At 41.6% G+C, this 13860-nt stretch carries 12 protein-coding genes; 7 read left to right on the top strand and 5 right to left on the bottom strand.

Features of this window, described 5'->3' with window-relative positions; translation table 11 throughout:
• Positions 1–28 precede the first annotated feature (28 nt).
• From QZ576_RS17415 to QZ576_RS17395, 5 genes are all read left to right on the top strand, one after another.
• Positions 29–2224 (top strand): alpha-galactosidase, encoded by a 2196-nt coding sequence (locus tag QZ576_RS17415; protein ID WP_297099365.1) that lies wholly within the window; start codon positions 29–31, stop codon positions 2222–2224.
• A 435-nt stretch (positions 2225–2659) separates the two neighbouring features.
• Entirely contained in the window at positions 2660–3289 is a 630-nt protein-coding gene (locus QZ576_RS17410; protein ID WP_297099363.1) for a trans-aconitate 2-methyltransferase, read from the top strand.
• A gap of 384 nt (positions 3290–3673) precedes the next feature.
• Positions 3674–3877: a hypothetical protein gene (locus QZ576_RS17405; protein WP_297099361.1), complete on the top strand. Its 204-nt coding sequence runs from the start codon at positions 3674–3676 to the stop codon at positions 3875–3877.
• 1136 nt (positions 3878–5013) lie between these two features.
• Positions 5014–5571: a hypothetical protein gene (locus tag QZ576_RS17400; protein WP_297099359.1), complete on the top strand. Its 558-nt coding sequence runs from the start codon at positions 5014–5016 to the stop codon at positions 5569–5571.
• A 157-nt stretch (positions 5572–5728) separates the two neighbouring features.
• A complete protein-coding gene (locus QZ576_RS17395; protein WP_297099357.1) occupies positions 5729–6640 on the top strand; it encodes a hypothetical protein in 912 nt (303 codons plus the stop codon).
• A gap of 132 nt (positions 6641–6772) precedes the next feature.
• On the opposite strand, the gene QZ576_RS17390 is transcribed toward QZ576_RS17395, so the two are convergent.
• The gene (locus tag QZ576_RS17390; RefSeq protein WP_297099355.1) at positions 6773–8041 is read right to left on the bottom strand and encodes a DEAD/DEAH box helicase; all 1269 of its coding nucleotides are present in this window, start codon (positions 8039–8041) and stop codon (positions 6773–6775) included.
• A gap of 493 nt (positions 8042–8534) precedes the next feature.
• Between QZ576_RS17390 and yaaA the strand changes: the two genes are divergently transcribed.
• Positions 8535–9302 carry a peroxide stress protein YaaA gene (yaaA, locus tag QZ576_RS17385; RefSeq protein ID WP_297099352.1) on the top strand — a complete coding sequence of 256 codons (768 nt, stop codon included), beginning with the start codon at positions 8535–8537 and terminating at the stop codon, positions 9300–9302.
• Between the two features lie 253 nt (positions 9303–9555).
• Here yaaA and QZ576_RS17380 read toward each other — a convergent pair whose 3' ends face one another.
• From QZ576_RS17380 to QZ576_RS17370, 3 genes are all read right to left on the bottom strand, one after another.
• On the bottom strand, positions 9556–9927 hold the full coding sequence (locus QZ576_RS17380; RefSeq protein ID WP_297099350.1) for a DUF3127 domain-containing protein: 372 nt from the start codon (positions 9925–9927) through the stop codon (positions 9556–9558).
• A 174-nt stretch (positions 9928–10101) separates the two neighbouring features.
• A complete protein-coding gene (locus tag QZ576_RS17375; protein WP_297099348.1) occupies positions 10102–10806 on the bottom strand; it encodes an FKBP-type peptidyl-prolyl cis-trans isomerase in 705 nt (234 codons plus the stop codon).
• Positions 10807–10846: 40 nt separating this feature from the next.
• Positions 10847–11461, bottom strand: a complete 615-nt coding sequence (locus tag QZ576_RS17370; protein WP_297099345.1) for an FKBP-type peptidyl-prolyl cis-trans isomerase — start codon at positions 11459–11461, stop codon at positions 10847–10849.
• Positions 11462–11639: 178 nt separating this feature from the next.
• Here QZ576_RS17370 and QZ576_RS17365 point away from each other — a divergent pair, with 178 nt between their 5' ends.
• Positions 11640–12884: an ABC transporter permease gene (locus QZ576_RS17365; protein ID WP_297099344.1), complete on the top strand. Its 1245-nt coding sequence runs from the start codon at positions 11640–11642 to the stop codon at positions 12882–12884.
• Between the two features lie 271 nt (positions 12885–13155).
• Here the strand turns inward: QZ576_RS17365 and QZ576_RS17360 are convergent.
• The coding region (locus QZ576_RS17360; RefSeq protein ID WP_297099342.1) for a type I glyceraldehyde-3-phosphate dehydrogenase at positions 13156–13860 on the bottom strand (705 nt) is incomplete at its 5' end.

The following is a 13860-nucleotide window of genomic DNA, read 5'->3' as shown; positions in this document are numbered from 1 at the left end:
TCTAATAGAAACAATCAAATCTACAATCATGAAAAAGATATACCTGTTGACGATCGTTTTATTGCTGTCTGCCGCTGTTTATGCGCAGGAAACGATTATTCCCATTTCAACCAAAGATAACCTGATGTTGCTGCAAACATCGCCCGACGGCCGTTTAAATACCGTGTATTTTGGCGAGCCGCTGGAAAATGAATCGGAGTATGCCGAGGTGGCACGAGGCTACAATTTGAGCGATAACAACGGAGCAATTAACAACGCTACCTACACCACTGCCGGAACATGGAACCTTGTGGAGCCGGCCATGGAGGTGATTCAAAGCGATGGAAATACTTCTTTGGAGTTGAAATACGTGAGCCACACCGCCGAAAATACTTCGGATAATGCAGTACTGACAACCATTGTGTTGGAAGATGCGCAATACGAGTTTCAGGTGAAGCTGTTTTACAAAGCGTGGACCAACGAAAATGTAATTGAGCAATGGACCGAGATTGAGCAGAACCAAAAAGATGCTGTAACGCTGAAAAAGTTTGCGTCAGCAAACCTGTTTTTTACCGGCAACGAGTTTTACCTCACTACCTATGGTAACGAGTGGGCCAAAGAAATGCAGCGCAACGAGGAGAAACTCACCCGCGGAATAAAATCGATCGACTCGAAACTGGGTACGCGTGCTTATTTGTTGCAATCGCCCAATTTTATTCTTTCGTTTGATGGCGAAGCTGCCGAAAACAACGGTACAGTGGTGTTGGGGCAACTGGCCTGGACTTCGAACTTCCGCTACGATTTTGAGGTAGATCCGCAAGGCAATGTTCGTTTTATTGCCGGTATCAATCCGTTTGCATCGGAATATGTATTGCAGCCTGGCGAGGTGTTCAAAACTCCCGGGTTGGTTTACGTGGTGTCGCACAAAGGAACTGGCGAAGCCAGCCGAAACCTGCACAGCTGGGCACGCGATTACCGCGTTCTGGATGGAAATGGCGAACGCCTGACGCTGCTGAATAATTGGGAAGCGACTTACTTCGATTTTGACGAAGATAAACTCACCGCCCTTTTTAAAGATGCCAAAGAACTGGGTGTTGATCTTTTTTTGCTCGACGATGGCTGGTTTGCCAACAAATATCCACGTAACGGTGACAATGCAGGTTTGGGCGACTGGCAGGAGAACAAAAAGAAACTGCCGCATGGAATTGGTTATCTGGTAGAGGAAGCCACTAAAGCGGGCGTAAAATTCGGTATATGGATTGAGCCTGAAATGGTGAACCCCAAAAGTGAATTGTACGAGAATCATATCGATTGGGTGATCCGTCAGCCGGAGCGCCCCGAGAAATATTTCCGTAACCAACTGGTGTTGGATCTGTCGAATCCCGAAGTGCAGGACTTTGTGTTTGGTGTGGTGGATAAGCTCCTGTCTGAAAATCCGGAACTGGCCTTTATTAAGTGGGATTGCAACTCGGTAATTTACAATGCACATTCGGCTTATCTCGAAAAAGAAGGACTTCCGCAAACACATATCTACATCGAATACACCAAAGGCCTGTACAATGTGATGGAGCGTGTGCGTGAGAAATTTCCGAAAGTGCCGATCATGTTGTGCTCGGGTGGTGGCGGCCGCGGCGACTACGAAATGTTTAAATACTTTACCGAGTTTTGGCCAAGCGACGATACAGATCCGTTGGAACGCGTGTTTATGCAGTGGAATTATTCGTATTTCTTTCCGTCGATTGTGACCGATTGCCACGTAACCGACTGGAGTGGTCTTCCGCTGAAATACCGCGTTGATGTGGCCAGCATGGGAAAACTAGGTTTCGATATCGTAGCGCATGAACTCAGCGAAAACGATCTGACATTTGCCAAACAGGCGGTGCAGAATTATAACTCGTTTAAAGATGTAGTGTGGCATGGCGACCAGTATCGTCTGGTCAATCCGTACGAAAACGATTTTGCCGCGCTGATGTATGTTAACGAAGAAAAAAGCAGGGCAGTGGTGTTCAATTACCTCTCGAACTTTAGATACATGCAAACGGCCTCTGTTCTTCCGGTGAAATTTGCGGGTCTTGATGCGGATAAAAAATACACCATAAAAGAACTGAACGTGTACCCGGGACGACGCTCATGGATCGATGCCGAAAAAGTGTACTCCGGCGATTTCCTGATGAAAGTGGGCATTAATCCGCACGTAACCCTGAACAGCACCAGTGTTATTTTGGAGGTTAATGAAGTAGAGTAGCAGGCGGAGAATGAATGTAGAATGATGATTAACGATTTTTGATTTCAGAAGGAGTTGGCAGCAGTCAAATAACAATAGGCAAAGAGCCCCAACGGGGCGAAATCAAATAGCCCGGTGCGTAAGCGCCGGGTTTTAATATGTCGGAAGAATGAATGTAGAATGATGATTAACGAATTCCGAATTCTGAAGGAGTTGGCAATCGGCAAATGACAATTGGCAAAACGTCCCGTAGGGACGAGATATCGGTAGCTCGGTGCGTAAGCGCCGGGTTTTTAATATCCAATATCCAATATCCAATACCCAATGATCAATATTCAATTCCCAATAGGTGATTTGAAGGAGCATGAACATGCTATATATCAATTCCCATTGGTTGAGAATCCCAATGATAATTATTATTTTTCCTGCCATTCTTCCCGGGCAAATGAATAGTAAATGAGAACGATTATGGACCGAAAAAAGCATTGGGAAGATATCTATCAGAGTAAGGACACCGCGGAGGTGAGCTGGTTTCAGGCTTCGCCAATAACATCGCTACAATTTGTTAAGGAGTTTAACTTGCCGTTGTCGGCCCGAATTATTGATGTGGGTGGGGGAGATAGTTTTATGGTAGACCGTTTGCTGGAAATGGGATACACAAACATTACCGTGCTCGATATCTCGGAAACGGCCATAAAAAAAGCTCAGCAGCGATTAGGTGAAAAAGCCAAAACGGTGAAATGGATCGTTGCCGATGCTGCAGGATTTCAGCCAACCGAAACCTACGATTTTTGGCACGACAGGGCAGCCTTTCATTTCCTGACCGATAAGCAGGAGATCAGTAATTATGTAGATACGATCCGTTCGTATGTAAAACCGGGTGGTTACCTGGTGCTGGGCACCTTCTCGGACCAAGGCCCGACAAAATGCAGCGGCATAGAAATTAAACAATACTCGGAGAATACAATGACGAGTCTGCTAACGGATTTCTTCAATAAAATCAGGTGTATCACCATCGACCATAGAACGCCATCAAATACGCTTCAGAATTTTATTTTTTGCAGTTTCAGGAGATTGGCGGTTTAAGACATTAGTCACTAGTCACTAGTCACTAGTCACTAGTCATTAGCAACGGCTATCGCGCCGCTTATGCACGGCTAAAGCCCAAGGTAGTTGCTTGCTGCTTAAGCCCGGGGTTAGTGAACTCTCCTGCTCGCGCCGATTTGTAATCGGTGTGTCTTCGATAGAATTGAAATCAACTTATCAGCCTGTGGCTGAGGTACAGATTACAAATCTGCGCCAGCGAGTGATTAATTCATTGTAAATAAATATACCCTTGCTACTATCCTTATAATAATCAGCATTTAAAGAATTTCGCAGATTGAACCTTTTGGGATAATATCTGAACCTTTTTGAGCAAAATGCCGGAAAGAAAGCCCACATCTTTGTACCGAACAAATAAACAATCAGATGAAAATATTAGATGTACTACAGATAATCACCTTTTTTGCCGGATCAATTTTATTCGGTATTGGAACAGGAAACCATTCAATCCTTATGATGGTAGTTGGAATTGCTTTGATGATATTGGCCGTATTAAACCAAATTGCCATCATAAAACAACATGATCATAAAATGAAAAGCGGAATGAGTATCGGAAACGATAAACTTTAAAATAAAAGCATATGCATTTGGTTTTAAATTGAATAATTGATTGATGAAAAGCCCGGTAGTTAATGCCGGGCTTTTTGCATGCCGGTAGGCTGGCTTCTCACGTTCCTCGCTCGCAACTACGAAATTAGTTAACGAAATCCGGCAGCGGACAATGAGATAAATCCTTCCGGAACGATTCAATACTGTCCGCTGCACTGAACCTATAAATTGTGTGTCATTACGATACCGATGAGTAAACGAATCGGGAGAAGTAATCTAATCCCTGCTGTCGTGCGAATCCTTTCGCGTGAGAAATCGCACTGGAATCTAATTAACGCACAAATTTAAAGGGCATCCAAATGGATCGGTTCCCTATCACAAACGCATTTGTTTGTATGCTCACCAAGTTAATGCCCCTGCAACATGATTTTGGAACCACCAGTTGAGCCGTGGGCATAAGAAAAAACACGATTTATGCCTACTTCGCGAACCTGATGGCGCTATAAAATGAGTTTTATACCCGCTTCTGTCATCTGGGGGTGTAAAAAAACGCGTTTGGAACCGACTTCTGTTGCCTGAGGATGAAAAAAAATGCGTTTGAAAGCTTCCCCAGCTGCTGAGGAAGCGAGAAAACCTGTTTGAACCCAACTTCTGTTATCTGGGGAAGCAAAAAAATACGTTTGAAACTGATATCGGTCACCTGGGGATGCAATAAAACGCGTTTGAAACCAACTTCTGTCACCTGAGGGAGCTTTAAAATCAGATAGTTATGGATTTTGCAGATTGCGGAAGCCTCGAAAAACCGCGTGGAGCGGGAGTTTGGGGTTAAAACCCCGGTGAGGCTTGCTGCTTAACCCCGGGCTTAAGCCCGGGGTTAGTGAACTCCCACCAGTAAATGGGCTTTAGCCCTTACTTTTGTATACCCCTACTTTTCGCCGAAGCCATATTGTTTTTGTTAAACAGAATTGTAACTTTAAACAAAAAAGAATCAACCCGTTGAATACATACCCTGAAATAACAAGAGAAAATACTAAGCATAATAGGTGTTGTTATACCTCCATTTTGGGCGGATAACAATACCTCGGGCAATGAGATAATGAAAACGAAATCACTTTGGGATGATAAATCAGTTAGTACACGTCGTAAAAAAATGAGATATGAAAGCAATCACAAAAGAAGAAGAATACAAACTAATTGGAGGTCTATTAGCTGCTGAGAATCAAATTCGAAAGCAAAAAATTGAATTTCAATTTTGTACAGATGATGCAGAAATAGTTAAAATTGAATCTTCGATTACAGAATTAATTGCAACTCGAGAACAATTGGCTTTAGAATTAACTGAAATTGAAAATCCACAGGCGAGCATTGAGATTAGACATTATCTAATTCAAATGTTTTATGAAATGAGAGCATCAATTATGGATGTAAAATATGACCTTCCAATTTCAAGAAATCAAGGTCTCGTTCTTGAAAATTATTTTATTTCAAAAATATATGACGAGATAAAACGCGTCATGAATTGTAAACATTATGGTCTTTCACGTCCATTCTTGTATTTCTCTGCAGATCCTGAAGACTCATTTGATAGAAAAGAATTAATTTCTTTTTTCAATTCGGAAATTGAAATTTTACAAGCGTTTGATATTGTTAACTATATTCTCTTAAAAGATTATTTTGAAAAATTTGCTGTCAGGTTGTCAAATCTGATTCAATGAAAACTACGTGTGCCAACCAATTATTTATGGCAGGCGGGTGTATTGACGGTCTGACACTCCCGATTTAACCGGGATTGCTCGGCATATTCAAGTAACAGTTAGCTTTCTTCATACGGCACGAATTATTCAAGATTAAAGAATACCATACCTAAATAAGATGAAAAAAATAACCAACAGAGAACTTGTCGAATTATTACAGTCAAAACCATTATACTATAAACTTACCGCAGTTAAAGATTTAAAAGAATTTGAAAGCAATTCTTTTTTAGCTCACCACAACTATACTGATATAGCCTTTAAATATAAATGTCCGCATGAAAACGATATTCAGACTTTTAGAACTCAATTGCCCGAAGACCATCACATGAGGATGTCCAGAATCATAATGCAAAGTGAGGATCAACTTCCTTATATGTTCGACGAAAATAGTCGACAACTTGATTTAACATTTCATTTGCAAGGAGTGTGTCAATCATGTAATAAGAAGATTGACTTTTTACTACGTGTATTCTCAGATAATACCTGGGATTTACGAAAGGATGGAATAAACATTTATATTCAAAAAGTAGGACAATACCCAAGCTATGAAATTAACTTGAGTAATGATTTGAAGAAATATCTAAATAGTGAAGATCAAGAGAATTATAAGAAGGCTTTGATATGCTTGTCAAATAGTTATGGAATAGGAGCCTACTCATATTTAAGAAGAATCATTGAGAATGAAATTAAAAGAATAATTAAAGATATTTCCCAATTAGATTTTGAAGGATCATTTCAAATAAAAGAAGCTTTTGATAAATTTGAACAAGATCATCAAATGTCAAATCTTATATCTATTGTAAATAAACACCTTCCAATATCAATGCAGGAGTTGGGGGATAATCCAATAAAATTATTGTACGAAGAGTTGTCTGGAGGAATTCATGAATTCTCGGATATTGAATGTCTTGAAATGTCAGAGAGTATTGATGTCCTTTTAAACTATGTAGTTAAAAAGATTAATGAAGAGAAATATCAGCTCGGAGCGGTAAAAGATGCGATGAGAAAACTAAGAAAGAACCAAAGCTAACATTTTTATATCTCCGCTCGCCCTGCTCGCGTCGATTTGCAATCGGTGTGCAATTCGACAGAATTAATATGAACTTATCAGCCTGTGGCTGAGGTACGGATTATAAATCCGCACCAGCGGAACCACCAAACGTTACCGTCTCTTCCGTCTAAAACCCGGATTCTGATTTCCGCGCTTCTTATTCCGGTTTTCAAAAAACTCCTGTCGTTTACGTTTTTTTTCTGCTTCAAACTCTTTCTTTTCGCTGGCGTTCATTGGCTTGTCGGTCTGCGGAAAAGGATTGTTGTTGGCTACCGGAATCCGTAGTTTTATCAACTTCTCAATGCTTTTTACATAGGCATTTTCTTCCGGTTCGCACAGCGATATCGCCACACCTTCTTCGCCGGCCCGGCCACATCGGCCAATACGGTGTACATAGGTTTCGGGCTCGTTGGGTATGTCGTGGTTAATCACATACCGCAGCTTGTCAATATCAATTCCCCTTGCCGCAATATCGGTGGCTACCAACACGCGTATTTCTCCTTTTTTAAACCGCAATAAGGCCTTTTGGCGTTGGTTCTGACTCTTCTCCCCATGAATGGCCGCACTTTCGATATTTTTATTCCTCAGGTTGCGTACAATACGGTCGGCACCATGTTTGGTCCGCGAAAAAAGCAGTACCTGCTCCAGTTCTTCATTTTTAAGAATGTGCAACAGCAGGTTCTTTTTGTCGCTTTTGTTGGTGAAATAGATGTGCTGTTGTATGGTTTCGGCAGTTGAGGAAACCGGGTTCACCGCCACCTTTTTCGGATTCACCAGTATTTGTTGCGAAAGCTTCAGTATTTTCGTTGGCATAGTAGCCGAAAAGAACAACGATTGCCGTTGTTTGGGTAATAGCTTCAGCAGTTTATTAATGTCGTGAATAAAACCCATGTCGAGCATGCGGTCGGCCTCGTCCAGCACAAAATACTTCACATCGCGCAGTGAAATGTAATTCTGACTGATTAAATCGAGCAGACGGCCGGGAGTGGCAACCAGTATATCAACACCTTTTTGCAGTTGACGTACCTGCGGATTTTGCGGCACCCCTCCGAAAATAACCGTGTTTTGCAGGTTGCTGTATTTGCCGTAAGCGTTAAAACTTTCGCCAATTTGTATGGCCAGCTCGCGGGTAGGGGTAACCACCAGCGATTTTATTTGTCGTTTACCCTTTTCGTGGCGGGTAGTGTTTATTAAATGCTGAATGATTGGAATGGCAAAAGCAGCCGTTTTACCGGTGCCGGTCTGGGCACTTCCCAAAACATCGTTTCTTTCTAATACCAGTGGAATTGCCTGCGCCTGAATGGAGGTTGGTTCCGAGTAGTTTTCATCCTTTAATGCCTTAAGTATGGCAGGATGCAATTTTAAATCTTCAAATTTCATTATCGTTTTCTATGGTAAACAAGGGCTCACAAAATAATAACCGTGGATAAAGAGCACATTGCTACCAAAACGCTTCCCCTCTGTTTTTGTTCTAAACCGCGGCAAAGATACTACAATTAATGACTCCGCATCATTGGTTTAATTTAACGGTCTTCGAGAGTTCTCCAAAAACACAATTATTTGGTAAAATGAAGTCGCAGTACTGTTGTCTATTTTCTGAAAGTCGCCATCTTTTTATAAGAATTGCCATTTGCATTTCGTCCGGAAGAACCACTTGGCTTCGATCTGCCTACTTCGCCGGACGATTTTTATTCAGCCGTTTAACCCCGGCGCTATGCACCGGGTTATTCACTTTCGCCGCTTTCAGCGCCAATTTCCTGAAGGGATAAAATATAAATAACCGTGGGTGAAACCCGGGGTAGGTTAATAAATACCATCGTACTGAACATTAAAAAAGAAAAGCTGTTAATTTTGAAAAACAAAATCAGAACATATGCTAATAGTAATATCGCCGGCCAAATCGCTGGATTATAAAACACCGCCGGTAACCACAACGTACACCATGCCCGACATGCTCGACGAGTCGGAAAAGATACTTCCGAAACTGCGGAAAATGAAACCCAAACAACTCTCGGAGTTAATGAGGATTTCGGCTAACCTTGGGCAATTGAATTACGACCGTTTTCAAACCTGGCACCAGCCGTTTACTCCCGAAAATGCCAAACAGGCTGTGCTGGCTTTTAGCGGCGACGTTTTTCAGGGACTGGAAGCACCTACAATGAGTGAAGAACAACTGCTAAAGTTACAATCGAAGTTGCGGATTCTGTCCGGTCTTTACGGAGTATTACGTCCGCTCGATTTGATGCAACCCTATCGACTAGAGATGGGAACAAAGATTAAAATACAGCGCTCGGCTGATCTGTATGCTTTCTGGAAAAACAAGATTACTCCAAAAGTGCAGGAAGCCATTGATGAGTCGGGGAGTAAAGTGTTGATCAACCTGGCATCGAACGAATACTATAAAAGTATCGACACCAAAAAACTGGATGCAGAGATTATAACACCTCAGTTTAAGGACATGAAGAATGGTCAGTACAAAATGATCTCCTTCTTTGCCAAAAAAGCACGTGGCCTGATGACACGTTTTATTGTTGAGAACGACATTAACAATGTGGACGACCTGCAGGCGTTTGACGCTGAGGGATACGTTTATAATCCACGTTTATCGAAGCCAGGTAATCCGTTGTTTACGAGGGGTTAGTTTGGTTGGTCATTGGTCATTAGTCACTGGGCTATGAGACAATGAGAACTGCGACTGTGAGAAATTGTCAAACTGTTGAATTGCTAAAATGTTGGCGCCGGACGCCGGAACTGAGACTGTACACTGCGACTGATAACTTGTAACCTGCAACCTGTAACAGATTTCTCCTCATTCTTCGTCGAAACGACAACAAACAAAAATGCCAGCTGAAAACTCAACTGGCATTTTTTATTAATCGTTAATCCTTCATCCCTTAAAACGGCAAATCTCCGGCCGAATCTTCCGATGGTTCTGGTGGAATATCATCCATACCAAATTCCGGAGGAGGCTCTGGCAAGTTGCCGTCGGCACTTACTTTATCGATCTTCCAGGCATTAATGTTATGGAACCAGCGTCCGTTATATTCGCGCGACTCTAGGTTGAAAGATACATCAACTTCCTCTCCTGCAGATATTCCCTTCACCAAATCAACTTTATCGCCAAACAAGGTAAAACAAACCTTACGTGGATATTGCTCGTCTGTTTCAATTACAAATTCTTGTTTGCTCCATTCTTTTCCTGCCCGGCTCACACCAGATTCAGGTTTTAAAATCTGCTCAATTTTTCCTTTTACGCTTAATGCCATTTCCTAATTTTTAATTTCAGGAACGAAGATAAAAAAAGAAACCCTTTGCCTAAAAACAGACAAAGGGTTTTTTTCAACAAGTTTTGTCATTTCGAACGAAGAGAGAAACCGGTTACAGCAAAACGCTGTTTCTGAGATGCCTCAGTTGTTCCTCTTTCGGAATGATAAAACTTACTATTCTTTTACAATCTCGAGTAGTTCAACTTCGAAAATAAGAGCTGAATTAGGACCGATATCGGCACCGGCACCACGAGGACCGTAAGCCAGGTCAGAAGGAATAAATACTTTCCATTTTGATCCAACTGGCATCAATTGCAATGCTTCAGTCCAACCCGGAATTACCTGGTTAACACCGAATACTGCAGGTTCGCCACGATCAACCGAGCTGTCGAAAACAGTTCCGTCGATTAAAGTTCCGTGGTAGTGTACACGAACTCTGTCGGTTGCAGTTGGCTTTGCGCCTGTACCTTCAGTTAAAACTTCGTATTGTAAACCGCTTTCGGTAGTTGTAACACCTTCGCGTGCTTTGTTCTCTTCCAAAAATTTGTTGCCTTCTTCAAGGTTTGCCTGAGATTCGCGATCAGCAGCTTGACGGAAAAAGTTCTGTACAATTGCGTTTGCATCTTCTTCAGCAATTTCTACTTCTTCGCCTAACGATGCTAAACGGAAAGCAGCTGCCATTGCTTCGATGTTCATTTCTGAACTTCCGGGAGCTGTCTCCAATTGTTGTTTGTTGTTAGCACCAACCAAAACACCAATTGCATAACTTACTGAGTCGGCACTGGTTTCCAGTTTTACAGCTGCCGGACCACCTTGCTGGCACGATGTAGCAGCAACAATCAATGCCACTACAAATACATAAATAATACTATTCTTCATCTGTTAATTTTTTTAGGCCTAAACGCGGCCGTATTTTTTATTATTCTACAATTTCTAATAATTCTACCTCGAAAATCAGAGTAGCGTTTGGTCCGATAACTCCACCTGCTCCGTTTGGTCCGTAAGCCAGGTTTGCAGGAATATACAATTTCCATTTTGAGCCAACCGACATCAGTTGTAATGCTTCAACCCATCCCGGAATTACACCGTTTACAGGGAATGTAGCAGGTTGGTTGCGCTCTACCGAACTATCGAAAACAGTTCCGTCGATCAATGTTCCGTGGTAGTGACATTTTACCTGGTTGCTGGCTGTTGGAATATCTCCTTCGCCTTCGTTTATTACTTCGTATTGTAATCCGCTGGGCAATTCAATTACGCCTTCTTTTTGTCCGTTTTCGGCTAAAAAGGCTGTACCTTCTTCCAGGTTTTTGCTACCGTCGGCGGCTTGCGATTCGGCCATAAACGACTCGAGAATCTGGTTGGCTTCTTCAGGTTTCATTCTTGGTGGAACACCTGAAAATACATCCTGCAAAGCTGTAATGAAAGCGGTTGGATGAACGGTTTTAACTCCTGACTGGATGAGATTTGCAGAAATACTCATTCCTAATGCATAACTAAACTTTTGTAAATCGTCTTTTAATTCGAAATCTGCCATTTTATTTTTTTCTGAATTCAAGAGGGCGAAGATAAATTAATTTTTTGGTAATAAGCTGTTTGAAGGTTTATAATGTGGTAAAGATTGTAAATTCAAAAAAAATATTCTTTATTGGTAATTATTAGCTGCTTAACTTTACAAATGAATTGATACCGTAATTAAAGCCAAAATTAGTCTGATGCGATCGACCACGTTATTTTTCGAAAATTTGAGAGTTGCTTTCACCTCGGTGAAGAGCAATTTGTTGCGCACAACGCTAACCGTTATGATTATTGCCGTGGGGATAACCGCATTGGTTGGGATTTTAACGGCTATCGATTCGATAAAAAACTCGATTACCAAAGAGTTTGCCGTGATGGGCGCCAACACTTTTTCAATAACAAGTGGAGGCTTGCGCACGCAGGGAAATATTCGTTATCGCACAAAAAACTACTCGTACATTTCGTACTACCAGGCAAAGGAATTTAAGGAGCTTTTCGATTTTCCGGCTACAACGTCGATTTCGGTTTCATCCACCGGGGCAGCTACATTAAAATACCAGTCGGAAAAAACCAATCCAAATATTGCTGTTCGTGGTATCGACGAGAATTACTTAGGAACAGCGGGCTACGAAATTGGCACCGGAAGAAGTTTTAGCAATAACGATATTACTGATGGAAGGAGTGTTGTCCTTTTGGGAAGTAGTTTGGCTAACCGCTTATTTAAAGGAGGTGAAAATCCGCTGCAGAAAGTGGTGAGTATAGGTAGTGGAAAATACAAAGTAGTTGGTGTTTTAAAAGAAAAGGGAAGTGGATTTGGAATGAACAGCGACATGGTTTGTTTTATTCCGTACACCAATTCGAGAGCTTATTTCTCCCGTCCGAATATGAATTTTGATGTGCAGGTAAAAGTCGACCGACCGGAATTAATGGATGCAGCAGTCGGTCAGGCCGAGGCTATATTCAGAGTTGTGCGAAATCTTGATCCGCTCGATGACTCTGATTTTAGCATCGAAAAAAGCGACAACCTCGCCAACATGCTCTTAGAAAATATTAAGAATATTACGCTTGTTGCAACCATAATTGGACTGATAACTTTGTTTGGTGCTGCTATTGGCTTAATGAATATTATGCTGGTTACTGTAACTGAACGTACCCGCGAAATTGGAGTTCGGAAAGCTATCGGTGCCAAAAGCTCAACCGTTAAGCAACAGTTTCTGCTAGAGGCAGTTCTGGTAGGGCAAATGGGCGGTTTTGTTGGAATTATTCTGGGAATTCTTGCCGGAAATGGCGTTGCCCGCCTTATCGATTCGCCTTTCTTTATTCCATGGACCTGGATAATTTTGGGTGTTGTACTGTGTTTTATCGTGGGAATTATTTCAGGATACTACCCGGCACAAAAAGCTTCAAAACTCGATCCGATAGAATCGTTGCGTTACGAGTAGAAGAGAAGGCAAATGTAAAAAGTTGAAAGGCAAAAGTTGAGCGTAGCGTCAGGAGCAAAAGTTATTGTCATCTCGAAGCGAATGCGAGAGATCTGTTAGTACTGATACGAATTCAATCTTCATCAATCTTAATTCAATCTACATCAATCTCATCAACTGAAAATCTACGTATGTAGTTCTTCAATGATCAGTCCTTTAATTCTTCAAACTTCAACAAATAAAAAAGGGACGCCTTTCGACATCCCTTTTAATACAGTATATAATTGTAAAATTATTTTACTGAATCCATGTACTCGATCAGTTCGCAAACTTTTGCTGAGTAACCCATTTCGTTGTCGTACCATGATACAACTTTTACGAAAGTGTCAGTTAAAGCAATACCTGCTTTTGCATCGAAAACAGAAGTTTGAGTTTCACCAACGAAGTCGTTAGAAACAACTTGGTCTTCAGTGTAACCTAAAATTCCTTTCAATTCACCTTCTGAAGCAGCTTTCATTGCAGCACAAATTTCTTCGTACGATGCACCTTTAGCTAAGTTTACAGTAAGGTCAACAACTGATACGTCAGGAGTTGGAACACGGAATGCCATACCTGTAAGTTTTCCGTTCAATTCAGGAATTACTTTACCTACAGCTTTAGCAGCACCGGTTGATGAAGGAATAATGTTTTGACCTGCACCACGTCCACCGCGCCAGTCTTTCATAGAAGGACCGTCAACAGTTTTCTGAGTAGCAGTAGTAGCGTGAACAGTAGTCATCAAACCGTCAACAATACCATAGTTGTCGTTCAATACTTTAGCGATAGGAGCCAAGCAGTTAGTTGTACAAGATGCGTTAGAAACAAAAGTCATATCGTTAGAGTATGATTTGTTGTTAACACCCATAACGAACATTGGAGTATCGTCTTTTGATGGAGCAGACATTACAACTTTTTTAGCACCTGCGTCGATGTGACCCTGAGCTGATTCTTTAGTTAA

It is taken from the genome of uncultured Draconibacterium sp., from assembly GCF_913060805.1.
GTDB lineage: Bacteria > Bacteroidota > Bacteroidia > Bacteroidales > Prolixibacteraceae > Draconibacterium.
This window is presented reverse-complemented; position numbering and strand designations above follow the sequence as displayed.

What these genes read in the sequence shown, in the direction of transcription:
- QZ576_RS17375 (WP_297099348.1), bottom strand. Translation starts at nt 10,806, where the DNA reads ATGAAGAATAGTATTATTTATGTATTTGTAGTGGCATTGATTGTTGCT.
- QZ576_RS17415 (WP_297099365.1), top strand. Translation starts at nt 29, where the DNA reads ATGAAAAAGATATACCTGTTGACGATCGTTTTATTGCTGTCTGCCGCT.
- QZ576_RS17400 (WP_297099359.1), top strand. Translation starts at nt 5,014, where the DNA reads ATGAAAGCAATCACAAAAGAAGAAGAATACAAACTAATTGGAGGTCTA.
- yaaA (WP_297099352.1), top strand. Translation starts at nt 8,535, where the DNA reads ATGCTAATAGTAATATCGCCGGCCAAATCGCTGGATTATAAAACACCG.
- QZ576_RS17410 (WP_297099363.1), top strand. Translation starts at nt 2,660, where the DNA reads ATGAGAACGATTATGGACCGAAAAAAGCATTGGGAAGATATCTATCAG.
- QZ576_RS17405 (WP_297099361.1), top strand. Translation starts at nt 3,674, where the DNA reads ATGAAAATATTAGATGTACTACAGATAATCACCTTTTTTGCCGGATCA.
- QZ576_RS17365 (WP_297099344.1), top strand. Translation starts at nt 11,640, where the DNA reads ATGCGATCGACCACGTTATTTTTCGAAAATTTGAGAGTTGCTTTCACC.
- QZ576_RS17380 (WP_297099350.1), bottom strand. Translation starts at nt 9,927, where the DNA reads ATGGCATTAAGCGTAAAAGGAAAAATTGAGCAGATTTTAAAACCTGAA.
- QZ576_RS17395 (WP_297099357.1), top strand. Translation starts at nt 5,729, where the DNA reads ATGAAAAAAATAACCAACAGAGAACTTGTCGAATTATTACAGTCAAAA.
- QZ576_RS17390 (WP_297099355.1), bottom strand. Translation starts at nt 8,041, where the DNA reads ATGAAATTTGAAGATTTAAAATTGCATCCTGCCATACTTAAGGCATTA.
- QZ576_RS17370 (WP_297099345.1), bottom strand. Translation starts at nt 11,461, where the DNA reads ATGGCAGATTTCGAATTAAAAGACGATTTACAAAAGTTTAGTTATGCA.